This is a genomic window from Mesorhizobium sp. M7A.F.Ca.US.002.01.1.1 (genome assembly GCF_004022955.1).
Lineage (GTDB): Bacteria > Pseudomonadota > Alphaproteobacteria > Rhizobiales > Rhizobiaceae > Mesorhizobium > Mesorhizobium ciceri.
Genome location: NZ_RZQE01000139.1, coordinates 1 through 12,707, shown reverse-complemented (window position 1 = coordinate 12,707; position 12,707 = coordinate 1). Strand labels below are relative to the sequence as shown.

At 62.7% G+C, this 12,707-nt stretch carries 15 protein-coding genes and 1 pseudogene; 9 read left to right on the top strand and 7 right to left on the bottom strand.

Annotated elements, in window-relative coordinates; genetic code table 11:
• Window positions 1-354, top strand: a pseudogene (locus tag EN932_RS15945) (ribonuclease E/G); the annotation flags it as partial.
• Window positions 355-526: 172 nt separating this feature from the next.
• Here the strand turns inward: EN932_RS15945 and EN932_RS15940 are convergent.
• Window positions 527-1,474 carry a glutaminase gene (locus tag EN932_RS15940; RefSeq protein ID WP_013531363.1) on the bottom strand — a complete coding sequence of 316 codons (948 nt, stop codon included), beginning with the start codon at window positions 1,472-1,474 and terminating at the stop codon, window positions 527-529.
• Window positions 1,475-1,478: 4 nt separating this feature from the next.
• On the bottom strand, window positions 1,479-2,627 hold the full coding sequence (locus EN932_RS15935; protein WP_127369509.1) for an aminotransferase class I/II-fold pyridoxal phosphate-dependent enzyme: 1,149 nt from the start codon (window positions 2,625-2,627) through the stop codon (window positions 1,479-1,481).
• A gap of 145 nt (window positions 2,628-2,772) precedes the next feature.
• On the opposite strand from EN932_RS15935, the gene EN932_RS15930 reads away from it, so the two are divergent.
• The 6 genes from EN932_RS15930 (at window position 2,773) to aat (ending at window position 8,085) form a co-directional block, all read left to right on the top strand.
• On the top strand, window positions 2,773-4,167 hold the full coding sequence (locus EN932_RS15930) for a M48 family metalloprotease (RefSeq protein ID WP_127369508.1): 1,395 nt from the start codon (window positions 2,773-2,775) through the stop codon (window positions 4,165-4,167).
• Between the two features lie 61 nt (window positions 4,168-4,228).
• The gene (locus tag EN932_RS15925) at window positions 4,229-5,032 is read left to right on the top strand and encodes a DsbA family protein (RefSeq protein WP_013531360.1); all 804 of its coding nucleotides are present in this window, start codon (window positions 4,229-4,231) and stop codon (window positions 5,030-5,032) included.
• Between the two features lie 149 nt (window positions 5,033-5,181).
• Complete coding sequence (aroQ, locus tag EN932_RS15920) at window positions 5,182-5,616, top strand: type II 3-dehydroquinate dehydratase (protein WP_013531359.1); 435 nt, start codon at window positions 5,182-5,184, stop codon at window positions 5,614-5,616.
• 26 nt (window positions 5,617-5,642) lie between these two features.
• A complete protein-coding gene (gene accB / locus EN932_RS15915; protein ID WP_013531358.1) occupies window positions 5,643-6,101 on the top strand; it encodes an acetyl-CoA carboxylase biotin carboxyl carrier protein in 459 nt (152 codons plus the stop codon).
• A 10-nt stretch (window positions 6,102-6,111) separates the two neighbouring features.
• Entirely contained in the window at window positions 6,112-7,455 is a 1,344-nt protein-coding gene (gene accC / locus EN932_RS15910) for an acetyl-CoA carboxylase biotin carboxylase subunit (RefSeq protein ID WP_013531357.1), read from the top strand.
• Between the two features lie 12 nt (window positions 7,456-7,467).
• The gene (gene aat, locus EN932_RS15905) at window positions 7,468-8,085 is read left to right on the top strand and encodes a leucyl/phenylalanyl-tRNA--protein transferase (RefSeq protein ID WP_024503883.1); all 618 of its coding nucleotides are present in this window, start codon (window positions 7,468-7,470) and stop codon (window positions 8,083-8,085) included.
• A 9-nt stretch (window positions 8,086-8,094) separates the two neighbouring features.
• Here aat and EN932_RS15900 read toward each other — a convergent pair whose 3' ends face one another.
• From EN932_RS15900 to EN932_RS15890, 3 genes are all read right to left on the bottom strand, one after another.
• Entirely contained in the window at window positions 8,095-8,481 is a 387-nt protein-coding gene (locus EN932_RS15900) for a hypothetical protein (protein WP_013531355.1), read from the bottom strand.
• 75 nt (window positions 8,482-8,556) lie between these two features.
• A complete protein-coding gene (locus EN932_RS15895; protein ID WP_013531354.1) occupies window positions 8,557-9,147 on the bottom strand; it encodes a DUF2155 domain-containing protein in 591 nt (196 codons plus the stop codon).
• Window positions 9,148-9,270: 123 nt separating this feature from the next.
• Window positions 9,271-9,669, bottom strand: a complete 399-nt coding sequence (locus EN932_RS15890; protein WP_013531353.1) for an NADH:ubiquinone oxidoreductase subunit NDUFA12 — start codon at window positions 9,667-9,669, stop codon at window positions 9,271-9,273.
• Window positions 9,670-9,924: 255 nt separating this feature from the next.
• On the opposite strand from EN932_RS15890, the gene panB reads away from it, so the two are divergent.
• Together panB and panC are read left to right on the top strand one after the other, a co-directional pair.
• Entirely contained in the window at window positions 9,925-10,740 is an 816-nt protein-coding gene (gene panB / locus EN932_RS15885; RefSeq protein WP_206519294.1) for a 3-methyl-2-oxobutanoate hydroxymethyltransferase, read from the top strand.
• Window positions 10,737-11,588 (top strand): pantoate--beta-alanine ligase, encoded by an 852-nt coding sequence (panC, locus tag EN932_RS15880; protein ID WP_127388513.1) that lies wholly within the window; start codon window positions 10,737-10,739, stop codon window positions 11,586-11,588. The genes panB and panC overlap by 4 nt, the downstream gene beginning before the upstream one ends.
• Before the next feature lie 37 nt (window positions 11,589-11,625).
• Here panC and EN932_RS15875 read toward each other — a convergent pair whose 3' ends face one another.
• Together EN932_RS15875 and EN932_RS15870 are read right to left on the bottom strand one after the other, a co-directional pair.
• Window positions 11,626-11,970, bottom strand: coding sequence for a hypothetical protein (locus EN932_RS15875; protein WP_063170249.1), 345 nt, complete (start codon window positions 11,968-11,970; stop codon window positions 11,626-11,628).
• A gap of 99 nt (window positions 11,971-12,069) precedes the next feature.
• The coding region (locus EN932_RS15870; RefSeq protein WP_164890500.1) for an AIM24 family protein at window positions 12,070-12,707 on the bottom strand (638 nt) is incomplete at its 5' end.

The window sequence follows — 12,707 nt, the reverse complement described above, 5'->3', positions numbered from 1 at the left end:
GTGCTTGCTCCGGCCAATGACGACGCGCCGAGCATGGAGAAGCCGAAGAAGCCACGCCGTGCCGCCAAGCCGAAGAAGGCCGCAGCCGAAATCGTCGCCGAAGAGCCGGCTGCCGAGGCGGAAGCACCGGTCGAGACGCCGGCCACGGCGTCCGACGAAGCAGCGGCTGTCGAGAAGGCACCGAAGGCCCGCCCGTCGCGGCGCAAGCCGGCGGCGGTGAATGCACCGGTCGAGCCGGTGGTGTCTTCGACCGTAGCGGAAGAACCCGCGGCCAAGGCCGAGGACAAGACCGACGACAAGACCGACGACAAGCCGAAACGCGGCGGATGGTGGCAGCGGAAGGGCTTTTTCTAAGCCTTTCAGCCACCTGAGCTAGTTTGTTGACAAAAAATCCCGCGCCGTCTCGAAGACGGTGCGGGATTTTCTTATCTGGCGCTATTCCGGATCGCGAAAGGCTAAAACGCTTCCTTGATTTTTATGCATGTCGTTGTCCCAAAACCGCTCCGCACCTTTTGGGCGACATGCATCACGGCGCGAAGATCGACCAGTTCATCATCCTGGCCAGCTTTTCCAGCGCGATCGACCCCAGCTTGGAGTTGCCGTTGGCATTGAGGCCGGGCGACCAGACGGCAAGCGACGCCACGCCCGGCACGATGCCCAATATGCCGCCGCCGACGCCGCTCTTGCCGGGGATGCCGACGCGGAAGGCGAAATCGCCGGAGCCATCATAGTGACCGCAGGTCAGCATCATCGCGCCGATGCGGCGTGCCCGTTCGGCCGACACCACGGAATGCCCGGTCGCCGGGTTCTTGCCGCCATTGGCGAGAAAGCGGCCGGCGAGTGCCAGTTGCCGGCAACTCATTGCGATGGCGCAATGGTGGAAGTAGACGCCCAGCGCCAGCTCCGGCGCGTGGTGGAGATTGCCGAAGGATTTCATGTAGTTGGCAAGCGCGAAGTTGCGATAGCCGGTGGCCCGTTCGGACGCCGCGACCTCACGATCGATGATGATCGTTTCGTCGTCGGCGAGGAACTGGATGAAGCGCAGGATTTCGCCGATCGCCTCGCGCGGCTGGTGGCCGGCAAGCAGGATGTCGGAAATGACAATGGCGCCGGCATTGATGAACGGGTTGCGCGGAATGCCGTTCTCATGCTCGAGCTGCACGATCGAGTTGAATGGATTGCCTGACGGTTCGCGGCCTACCCGCTGCCAAAGCGCGTCACCGACATTGCCGAGCGCCAGTGTCAGCGTGAACACTTTCGAGATGCTCTGGATGGAAAATGCCTGGTCGGCATCGCCGGCCATCAGCACGCGGCCGTCATTGGTGACCGCCGCGATGCCGAACTTCTTCGGATCGACCTTGCCCAGCTGCGGAATGTAGGAAGCGACGTCGCCGCGATCGGTGCGCTCGGCCATTTCGGCGGCGACTTCGGCCAATGCCCGATCAAGTTTGGGGGCCTGTTCAAGTTCCGGCATCGTGCTACCTCAACCAGCGTTCGATGCGCACCATTGCCTCGACCATGTCGTCGTGGCTGCCGGCATAGGAGAAACGCATGGTCCGGTGCCCAGCCTGAGTGTCGAAGTCGCGGCCGGGCGTTGCTGCAACATGCGCCTCGGCCAGCATCTTTCGCGCAAAGGCCATGCTGTCATTGGTATGCCTGGTGACGTCACAGAACGCATAAAAGGCGCCGTCCATGGGCGCCGCCAGCGGAAAGCCGAGTTCCGGCAGGCGTTTCATCAAGAGCTCGCGATTCCAGGCGTAGCGGCCTTTTACCGCCTCCAGTTCCTCGGTCGCCCTGAACGCTTCGATCGCGGCAATCTGCGATAGCTCCGGCGGCGAGATGTAGAGGCTCTGGGCGACGCGCTCGACCGGCCGCACCAGTTCCTGCGGCAGCACCATCCAGCCGATTCGCCAGCCGGTCATGCAGTAATATTTGGAGAAGGAATTGATCACCGTCACATCGCCGCCATAGGCAAGTGCCGTGGTGTCGGGGGCGGCATAGGCCAGCCGGTGATAGATTTCGTCGGAGATGACGGCGATGCCGAGGTCCTGTGCCGTCCCTACCAGAGCCGCCAGTTCATCGGCTGGTATGACCGCGCCGGTTGGATTGGCGGGACTGGCGAAGAGAACGCCTTTCAGCGGCTTTTCACGATGCGCGGCTTCCAAATGGCCGGCATGCAGGTAGGCGGCGTCGCCGAGCTCGATCTCGACCACCTCGATGCCGAGTGCGGCCATGATGTTGCGGTAGGCAGGGTAACCGGGTGCCGCGATGGCGACGCGGTCACCCCGATCGAACATCGCCAGGAAGGCAAGATTGAAGGCGGCCGACGATCCCGTGGTCACCGCGATCCGGCCGGGCTCGATCTCAAGCCCGTAGTGATCGGCGTAGTGTCCGGCTATCGCCTTGCGCAAACCTGCCAGTCCGAGCGCGTCGGTGTAGCCGATGCGCCCATCCTGCAGCGCCTTGGCTGCTGCGGCGCGAACCAGAACCGGTGCGGGATCGGAGGGTTGGCCGACGGCCATCGAAACAACCGGCACGCCCTGGGACTTCAGCCGGTTTGCCTCTGCCAGAATGTCCATCGCATGGAAGGGCTCGACATTGCCACGGCGTGAGAGCGAAACGACCATTTAACCAGTATTCCCGATGACTGACGGCGCCAGGCACTGGCGCATGTGCCGCACAAATGCCCGATTGATGTGAGGATCACAAGTTGAGGAAGTTTCCGGCGCCGACTTTTCATCTTTCGCCCGCTCGTCTACCAGTGGACACATCATGTTGAGCCGACCCAGATCGACGATTGCCCAGGCAGCGCGCGTCTTCGCGACGCTTTCGCTTGGCGTTGCCGTTGCAATGTCGAGCTCGGTCAGCGCCTTCGCCCAGAACGTGCCGGTGGTGCGCGACGCCGAGATCGAGGCGCTGGTGCGCGATTACGCGCGGCCGATCTTCAGGGCGGCCGGCCTGGCGAATGACGGCATCGACATCGTCCTGGTCAACGACCAGAGTTTCAACGCCTTCGTCACCGGGCGTCGGCTGTTCATCAACACCGGCGCGCTGATGACGGCTGAAACGCCCAACGAGATCATCGGCGTCATCGCGCACGAAGCCGGTCATATTGCCGGCGGCCACCAGCAGAAGCTGCGCGACCAGCTCGAACGAGCCAAGACGATGGCCGTCATCGCGACATTGCTTGGCGCCGGCGCCATTGTCGCCGGTGCCACAACCAGCAGCCGCGGTCTCGCCGGCGCCGGCATGGGCGTGGCTGCCGGCGGCGGCGAAATGGCACAGCGCAGCATCCTCGCCTATCAGCGCACCGAGGAGATGACGGCCGACCGCTCGGCGATCACCTATCTCAACGCCACCGGCCAGTCCGGCATGGGCATGCTGAAGACATTCCGCCGCTTCCAGACCGCACTTTCGCTTTCGGGCGCCCAGGTCGATCCGTATCGGATCAGCCATCCGATGCCGCAGGATCGCATCGCCAATCTCGAAGTGCTGGTGAAACAGGACCCCAATGTCGACAGGCCGGACCCGCCCGCGCTGCAGCAGCGCCATGACATGATGCGGGTGAAGATCGCCGTTTACATGGAAGGCCAGGCGGCCGCGTCCCGGCTGATGCGAAAGATGCAAGGAACCCTCGCCGCCCAGTACGGCGACGCCCAGTCGACCTACCTGTTCGGCAACATCGCCGCCGCCCTCGCCAAGACCAATGCACTGATCAAAGCGCAACCGAAGAATGCCTACTTCCAGGAACTGCGCGGCGACATCCTGATGAAAGCCAACAAACCCAAGGAAGCCGCGGACGCCTATGCCAAGGCGGTCAGCCTCGATTCGGCTCGGTCCGGTCTGCTGCCGGTGTCCGTGGGCCAGGCGCTGATGGCCGTCGGCACGCCCGACTCCCTCAAAAAAGCCGTCGTGCAGATCAACAATGGCCTCGGTCGCGACAAGGAAAATTCAGCCGGATATCGCCATCTGGCGCAGGCCTATGGCGAGTTGGGCGACATACCTGGCGCTGAACTTGCCACCGCCGAAAGCCATTTCTATTCCGGCAACTACAAGGATGCGAAGATTTTCGCCATGCGGGCGCAGCAGCAGATGAAACGCGGCGAGCCGCGCTGGCTTCGCGCCCAGGATATCATAAACTACAAGCCGTCAACCAAGATCAAGTGAACCTTCCGGCCGCGCGCCACGACATAGCCAGACCGGAAAACAGGCAGAAGGAACAGGAACGATGAAAAAGGCACTGCTGCTGGGCACCACGGGGGTTGCGGTCGCTCTGGCCATGCTGGCTTTCGGATTCGTTGCCGGAAACCCGCAGATCGCCAAGGCCGGGACCGCACAGCCGGTCGAGACGGCGGCGGCCGATACCAAGATCGACCGCACCGAGGTCGAAGGCATCATCCGCGACTATTTGTTGAAAAACCCGGAAGTTCTTCTGGAAGTCCAGGACGCGCTTGAGGCCAAGCAGAAGGAAGAGCAGCGCATCGCTCATCTCGGCGTGATCAAGGATGCCAAGGACCAGATTTTCAACTCCGCCTTCGACGGCGTCGTCGGCAATCCGACCGGCAAGGTCACCATCGTCGAGTTCTACGACTATAATTGCGGCTTCTGCAAACGTGCCATCGACGACATGAAGGCGCTGACCAAGACCGATCCGGACCTGCGTTTCGTGCTCAAGGAATTCCCCATCCTCGGACCGGATTCGCAGAAGGCGAGCGTGGTCTCGATGGCCTTCCACCTGATGCACCCGGAAAAGTACGGCGAGTTCCACAATGCGTTGCTCGGCGGTCAGGGACGCGCCACCGAGGCGGCGGCCATGAAGGTCGCGCTGTCGCTCGGCGCCGACGAAGCGGCGCTGCGCGAGAAGATGAAGGACCCGACAATCAACGAGGCCCTCGCCAAGACCTACGATCTTGCCAACAAGCTGGCGATCACCGGAACGCCGTCCTATGTCGTCGGCAACGAGGTGGTGTTCGGGGCGCTCGGGCAGGAAGTGCTGGCTGAAAAGATCGAGGCGGCGAAAGCCGCGCTCTGATCTTGCTCGCCAGCTATCTCTCACTGGCACATTTCCGCCTGTTGTGGACAGTGAAAGAACGTACTTGCGCTCTTTCCGCGGGCGGCTATGCCCATTATAGAGGGCCCAGCGCGCCGGCTTGATGACGGCGCCGGGAAAGGTCGGCTTTTTTGAAAACGGTTTTCGTCCTGAACGGTCCCAATCTCAACGCGCTCGGCAAGCGCGAGCCGGGCATCTATGGCGGCAAGACGCTTGCCGCGATCGCCGACGACTGCAAGCAGGCAGGCACGGCGCTGGGGTTCGAGATCGATTTCCGCCAGTCGAACCATGAGGGCGACCTTGTCGACTGGATTCAGGAAGCCGGCGACAAGGCTGTCGGCATCGTCATCAACCCGGGCGCCTACAGCCACACCTCGATTGCCATCCACGACGCCATCCGCGCCGTCGCACCATTGCCGGTGGCCGAAGTTCATCTTTCCAACATCCATGCGCGGGAACCATTCCGCCACGTCTCCATGGTCGCGCCGGTCGCCGTCGGCATGATCTGTGGCTTTGGGCCGCTCGGCTATACGCTGGCGCTACAGGCGCTGGCCGCACGCCTATGACCGGCCAACAAACAGAAGGCTCGAAAATGTCGATAAAGAAGACCGGTGTTGACCAGCAACTGATCCGCGATCTGGCGGGCATACTGAACGACACCAACCTCACCGAGATCGAGGTTGAACTGGGCGACCTGAAGGTGCGCGTCTCGCGGCAGGCGCCGGCCGTTCATGCAATCGCGGCGCCGCAACCGGCCTATGCGCCGGCAGCAGCGCAGGCTGCCGCCGTTGCAGTGCCTGTGGTGGCGGACCTTTCCAAGAATGCGGTCACCTCACCGATGGTCGGCACGGCCTATTTGGCGCCGTCGCCGGACGCCAAGGCATTCATCGAAGTCGGCCAGAAGGTCAAGGAAGGCCAGACGCTGCTGATCATCGAAGCAATGAAGACGATGAACCAGATCCCCTCGCCACGCGCCGGCACGGTGACCGCGATCCTTTTCGAGGATTCGCAGCCGGTCGAATATGGCATGCCGCTCGTCGTGATCGAGTAGAGCGGGCCTGATGTTTCAGAAGATCCTCATCGCCAATCGCGGCGAAATCGCCCTCCGGGTACTGCGCGCCTGCAAGGAACTCGGCATCCAGACGGTGGTGGTGCATTCGACCGCCGATGCCGACGCCATGCATGTGCGGCTCGCGGACGAGAGCGTCTGCATCGGTCCGCCGCCATCGCGCGACAGCTATCTCAACATCCATCAGATCGTTGCGGCCTGCGAAATCACCGGCGCCGACGCCGTGCATCCGGGCTACGGCTTCCTGTCGGAGAACGCCAAGTTCGCCGACATACTGGCCGCGCACAACATCACCTTCATCGGTCCGTCCGGCGACCATATCCGCATCATGGGCGACAAGATCGAGGCCAAACGAACCGCCAAGCGCCTCGGCATTCCGGTTGTGCCCGGTTCGGACGGCGCCGTCACCGACCAAAAAGAAGCCAGGCGCATTGCCGCCGAGATCGGCTATCCCGTGATCATCAAGGCATCGGCCGGTGGTGGCGGGCGCGGTATGAAGGTAGCGCTTACCGAGGCCGACCTTGAGGTCGCCTTGCAGACGGCGAGCACGGAAGCCGGTGCGGCCTTCGGCGACGATGCGGTCTACATCGAGAAATACCTGGAAAAGCCGCGCCATATCGAGGTGCAGGTGTTCGGCGACGGCTTTGGCCGCGGCGTGCATTTCGGCGAGCGCGACTGTTCCTTGCAGCGCCGCCACCAGAAAGTCTGGGAAGAGGCGCCCTCGCCGGCCCTCAATGCCGAAGAGCGCGCCCGTATCGGCGGCATCTGCGCCAAGGCGATTGCCGACCTCGGCTATTCCGGCGCCGGCACGATCGAGTTCCTCTACGAAAATGGCGAGTTCTATTTCATCGAGATGAACACGCGCCTGCAGGTCGAGCATCCGGTGACGGAAGCGATCACCGGCATCGATCTCGTGCATGAGCAGATCCGCGTCGCTTCCGGCGGCGGCCTCTCGGTGAAGCAGGAGGACATCAAGTTCAACGGCCACGCCATCGAATGCCGCATCAACGCCGAGGACCCACGCACCTTCACCCCCTCGCCCGGTACGATCACCCATTTCCACACACCGGGTGGTCTGGGCATCCGCGTCGATTCCGGCGTCTATTCCGGCTACAAGATCCCGCCCTATTACGACAGCCTGATCGGCAAGCTGATTGTACATGGGCGTAACCGCGTCGAGTGCATGATGCGCCTGCGCCGCGCCCTGGACGAGTTCGTCGTCGACGGTATCAAGACGACGCTGCCGCTGTTTCGCGATCTCGTCGGCAATGCCGACATCGCCAATGGCGATTATGACATCCACTGGCTGGAAAAATACCTGGCCAAGGAAGAGTAGCGCGGAGACGCGATGACCCGCCCCTACGCGCCCGGCTATCGCATCCCCACCGACCTGCTGCTCAAGGCCTACGCCTCGGGCGTCTTCCCAATGGCAGAAAGTGCCGGCGACCCGGAGGTGTTCTGGGTGCGGCCGGAGACACGTGGCATCATCCCGCTTGACGGCTTTCACACGCCGAAAAGTCTCTGGAAAACGATCAAGAAACATCCCTTCGACATCCGTTTCGATTTCGATTTCGAGGCGACCATCGACGGCTGCGCCGAAAAGCGCGCGGAGCGGCGCTCGACCTGGATCAATGCGCCGATCCGCGAAGCCTATATCGAGTTGCATCGGATAGGCCATTGTCATTCGGTCGAAGCGTGGCGTGAGGACCGGCTGGTCGGCGGCCTCTATGGCGTGTCGCTCGGCCGGGTGTTTTTTGGCGAGAGCATGTTCGCCAGAGAGACGGACGCTTCCAAGACCTGCCTCTTCTACCTCGTCGAGCGTTTGAAGGCGCGGGGCTTTGCTCTGCTTGATACGCAGTTCACCACCGAGCACCTCAAGCGGTTCGGCGCGGTCGACGTGCCGCGCGGCAAGTATGAGAAGATGCTCGCCGATGCGTTGAAGGGCGAGGCAATATTCTATCCCTGAGGATTGAGCCTACTTCCCGGTAGCGGCTTCCAATGGCGTTTGCGAATGGAACATCATCTTCCAGCCGTTGGCGCGATGGACGTAGCCGGTGCTGACCAGCGCGGCATAAGCCTCGCCATTTTCCCGTGTCGCACGCGCCTCGTAAGTCAGCATGATGATGTCGCTGCCCGGCTCGATAATGCCCTTGAGATCCATTCGCAGGTTGCGCCAGCGGTTGGGCTTGGCCGCGGTCTTGGCCAGATCCGCATTGTCCATCGCCTGTGCCATCTGCGGAAATGCCACCAGGCATTCGGTGTCGGCGTTGGCCGCGTAGTAGGCGGAGTCGCCCGTCCAGAATCCCTTTTCGAGTTCCAGCAATTCGGCCTTGCTAGCCGTGATCCGTTTGCTGTCTGACATCGGAAGATCCTCCTTACGCATGAATGTGCGCTCGTCCGTGGCCCAACGCATTGTGGCCAGGACGGTTCCGGGGGATCAGTTGGTGTCGGTAGTATCGGGTTCCGAAGCGTCCGGCTCCGTCACATCAGGCGTTGTGACGTCCGGAGTGGTCGCGGCTTCCGGTTTGGCTGCGGCGGGCTTGGGAGCCTCCGCTTTGGTTGCGTCAGCCTTGGCTCCGTCGGGCGCCGGCACATCCGACTTCTGCTTGCAGGCCTTCAGCCAGACGTCGTAGACGGCATGCTCGACGGCGTTGAGGCCGGGGCTTTCAGCGAACATCCAGCCGGTGAAGATGCGGCGGATCTTGCGGTCGAGCGTGATCTCGTCGACCTCGACGAAGGAATCGGTCTTCGGCGCCTCCGCCTGCGGCCGCGAATAGCAGACGCGCGGCGTCACCTGCAAAGCGCCGAACTGCACCGTCTCGTCGATATAGACATCGAAGGTGATGATCCGGCCGGTGATCTTGTCGATACCGGCAAACTCGGCAACGGCATTGGTAACCCGGTCCGCTCCCGCGGGCGGCGCCGGTGCGGGTGCCGCGGGCTCAGGCGAAGCGGCGAAGGCCACGGTGCTGACGGCAAGACCGGCGGCTAGCGCCAGACTGGCCGATATTGAGTAAGAAAAGCTCATGCAAAGATACCGGTGGTTCGCGCCCGGGTGATTCTGTCGATCGCCAAGGCTAGTCGCCGTTTTCTGATCAGCAAGCAGCTAAACACCAATTGTGGCGATAAAGGACCGGCTTGCACCCTGTCGCTACGACCCGGGTGTCCAGGCATCGTAGTCGCCGGTGACCTGCGGGCGATGCTGATTGGTGAGCACCGAGCCCTTCGGGCGATAGGCCGCCGGGCTGCCGGTCAGATTGGGCTGATGCGGCTTCTGCCAGTCGCGTGGCTTGTAGTCCTCGCTGGACGGCGCGACGTCGACACGGTGGTGCATCCAGCCGTGCCAGCCGGGCGGTATCGCCGAAGCTTCCGAATAATTGCGGTAGATGACCCAGCGGCGCGTGCGGCCTTCCGAATCGATGCCGCCTTCGTAGTAAAAATTGCCGGTCTCGTCCTGGCCGACCTTCTTGCCATACCGCCACGTGTGCAGGCGGGTTCCTATCGTCTGGCTGTTCCACCAGGTGAAAAACTGCGTAAGGAAAGTCTTCATTTCAAAACCCTCGCGCCAGCAGCGCCCGTTTCCTGCTTATGGCGTCAGGCCTTGCCGAAGGCAAGGCTTTTGCCACGGCGTGTGCGCAAATGGCTTTCCTGAAACCCGACACAAGCCTGTGATCCTGCCGGTGGCTGCATGCACGCTTGCCAAGCCTTTGCGGTGTTTCTAAAGCTCTGCGCGCCCATGCTTGTATCCAGCCCGGCTTGAGGCCAAAGGAGGTGACGATTGGCCACGGAATTGCCGACCACCGACATGCGCATCAGCGCCGAGGCGATTCGCCACCGCAAGGGCGGCACGCCGATCGTTTGCCTGACCGCCTATACCTATCCCATCGCCCGTCTGCTTGATCACCATGTCGATCTGCTTCTGGTCGGTGACAGTGTCGCCATGGTCCTCCATGGCCACAAGACGACACTGGGTGCCTCCCTGGAGATGATGATCGCGCATGGGCAAGCCGTGATGCGCGGCTCGGCCAGTGCCTGCGTCGTCGTCGACCTGCCGGCTGGCAGCTATGAGGTCACGGCAGCACTTGCCGTCGCCTCGGCGCGGCGGGTCGTCGACGAAACCGGCTGCCAGGCGGTGAAGCTCGAAGGCGGCGTCGAAATGGTTAGCCAGATCGCGGCCATCGTCGCCGCCGGCATTCCGGTCATGGGGCATATCGGCCTGCAGCCGCAATCGGTCGAGAAGGACGGCGGCTACAAGATCAAAGGCCGCACCGAGGAGGCTGTTGCGGCATTGCTTCGCGATGCGCTCGCCGTCGAGAACGCCGGGGCTTTCTCGGTGGTCATCGAAGGCACGGTCGAGAGGGTCGCCGCCGATATCAGCCGCCGCCTCGCCATTCCAACCATCGGCATCGGCGCCAGCGGCGACTGCGACGGCCAGATCCTGGTCATCGACGACATGGTCGGGCTGACCGTCGATCGCGTGCCGAAATTCGTCAAGGAATACGCCGACCTGCGCAGCGCGATCTCGCATGCCGCAAAGAGCTATGCAGCAGAAGTGCGAAACCGGACCTTCCCGGGCCCCGGCCATGTCTTTTCGGCGACAAACAGCAGGGATGACGCATGAGCCAACCCGTCGTCGTCGACAGCGTTGCCGCACTTCGCACGCAAATCCATGACTGGCGCCGTGACGGCCTTCGTGTCGCCATGGTGCCGACCATGGGCGCTTTGCACGACGGGCACATCTCGCTGGTCAGGATCGCGCTCGAAAAAGCCGAGCGCTGCGTCGTGTCGATCTTCGTCAACCCGACACAGTTCGCGCCGAGCGAAGACCTCGACAAGTACCCGCGCCAACTCGCCCGCGATCTCGACCGGCTCGGCGCGGCAAAGGCCGACCTTGCTTTCACACCGACGGTTGGCGAGATGTATCCCGCCGGCTTCGCCACGAAAATCTCAGTCGGCGGCCCCTCCGCCGGGCTCGAATCGGACTTTCGGCCGACCTTTTTCGAAGGCGTCGCCACTGTCGTGGCAAAGCTCCTCCTGCAGGCAACGCCCGACTTTGCGGTCTTCGGCGAGAAGGACTACCAGCAGCTTTGCGTTGTGAGGCAGCTCTGCGGCGATCTCGACCTGCCCGTCGAGATCGTCGGCGCCCCGACGATACGCGACGCGCATGGTCTCGCCATGTCGTCACGCAACGCCTATCTCGATGAGGCCGAACTGAAGGTCGCCCGCCAACTCAACGTGATATTGCGCAAAACGGCAGTGGCTCTGGCGGGCGGCGCCGACCAGAGCGACGCAACCGAAGAGGCCAGCCGCGCCCTCATCGCCGTCGGCTTCCAGAAGGTCGACTATGTCGAGGCACGCGAAAGCCTGACGCTTGCGCCATGGCGTCGAAACCGCGAAGGGCGTCTTCTCGCAGCAGCATGGCTCGGCAAGACCAGGCTAATCGACAATGTGGGGGTTCCCGCTGCCTAGCGAAGGCTCGATCCTCCGCGGCGGATTGCTGCCGCGCCTAGCTCTCGCTCTTTTGCCGGCCGGCCCTGACGATCAGGTGTCCCGCGACGATCCCAACCACCCCGGCAAAGGCTTTCACCAATGCATCGATGAGGCGTGCATGGCGACCGGGATCAATGAGCTGAAGCAGTTCCAGCATGCCGGCGATCACAGCCACGAAAATCACCACTTGATACAGTCGGTTGGGGAAGCCGACCGCCAGGGCGAAGCCCAGCAGGACATAAGCCAAGGCACGCTCGACATTTGCTTCAGCGAGGTGCGGCCGCATCTGGATCGGCGATAAGGTCGCGAAAATGATGATGGCGAGCAGCGCCAGCGCCGCAGTGCGGAACAATTTGGTCATGGCCCTTGCATATCCGTGGTGAGCCGGCACGGCAAACGCCGCGATGACGCATGGCCGGATCGTGGCCGCCATTGCTGCCCGCCAGTGGCCTTCGCCGAACTATTCCTCGGTCGGCATATGCAGATACATCGACTGGATGCCGACACGGCCCGGTCCGGTGAATCGGTTCACGATGAAATTCATGTTGGCGCCAAAGAAGCCGCTCGACAGGCGATCGATCTTGGTCTCCATCCTGACCGAGGCATCCTTGAACAGCCAGCCGCCCGGTTCGATGTCGATGGTTTCGCCGGCGGCGAGCGTCTTTTCGAAGACGTTGCCATAGCCGTGCAGCCAGACGATGCCATCGCCGGAATCACCGCGAAAGCGGTCGATGAAAAAGCCGCTCTGGCCGAACAGCATCGTCGCCAGGCCGCGCACCCGTTCGAAGGTGTAGTCGACATTGCCGGTGGCGGCGAGAAACTGGTGCTCGCGCACCTGGATCTCTTCGCCGTGCCTGAGATGGATCGGCACGATGTGGCCCGGCCCATCGCGGCTGAAGGCAATGATGCCCGCCCCCGACGCCTCGGTGACGAAGATCTGCATGCCGGCCATCATGCGCTTCAGGGCGCCCTTCAGCGATTTCAGGCCGATGGTGATGGTGGAATTCTTCCACAAAAGGATGTGGTGCTCGAAATAGACCGGCATGCGCGTGACATCGACCGAAAGCACCGGCACCAGCTCGCCCGCTATATGATAGG

Excerpts from the sequence above, each read along its gene's own strand:
- EN932_RS15940 (WP_013531363.1), bottom strand. The coding sequence starts at position 1,474 with ATGCCGGAACTTGAACAGGCCCCCAAACTTGATCGGGCATTGGCCGAA.
- EN932_RS15935 (WP_127369509.1), bottom strand. The coding sequence starts at position 2,627 with ATGGTCGTTTCGCTCTCACGCCGTGGCAATGTCGAGCCCTTCCATGCG.
- EN932_RS15930 (WP_127369508.1), top strand. The coding sequence starts at position 2,773 with ATGTTGAGCCGACCCAGATCGACGATTGCCCAGGCAGCGCGCGTCTTC.
- EN932_RS15925 (WP_013531360.1), top strand. The coding sequence starts at position 4,229 with ATGAAAAAGGCACTGCTGCTGGGCACCACGGGGGTTGCGGTCGCTCTG.
- accB (WP_013531358.1), top strand. The coding sequence starts at position 5,643 with ATGTCGATAAAGAAGACCGGTGTTGACCAGCAACTGATCCGCGATCTG.
- accC (WP_013531357.1), top strand. The coding sequence starts at position 6,112 with ATGTTTCAGAAGATCCTCATCGCCAATCGCGGCGAAATCGCCCTCCGG.
- aat (WP_024503883.1), top strand. The coding sequence starts at position 7,468 with ATGACCCGCCCCTACGCGCCCGGCTATCGCATCCCCACCGACCTGCTG.
- EN932_RS15900 (WP_013531355.1), bottom strand. The coding sequence starts at position 8,481 with ATGTCAGACAGCAAACGGATCACGGCTAGCAAGGCCGAATTGCTGGAA.
- EN932_RS15895 (WP_013531354.1), bottom strand. The coding sequence starts at position 9,147 with ATGAGCTTTTCTTACTCAATATCGGCCAGTCTGGCGCTAGCCGCCGGT.
- EN932_RS15890 (WP_013531353.1), bottom strand. The coding sequence starts at position 9,669 with ATGAAGACTTTCCTTACGCAGTTTTTCACCTGGTGGAACAGCCAGACG.
- panB (WP_206519294.1), top strand. The coding sequence starts at position 9,925 with ATGCGCATCAGCGCCGAGGCGATTCGCCACCGCAAGGGCGGCACGCCG.
- panC (WP_127388513.1), top strand. The coding sequence starts at position 10,737 with ATGAGCCAACCCGTCGTCGTCGACAGCGTTGCCGCACTTCGCACGCAA.
- EN932_RS15875 (WP_063170249.1), bottom strand. The coding sequence starts at position 11,970 with ATGACCAAATTGTTCCGCACTGCGGCGCTGGCGCTGCTCGCCATCATC.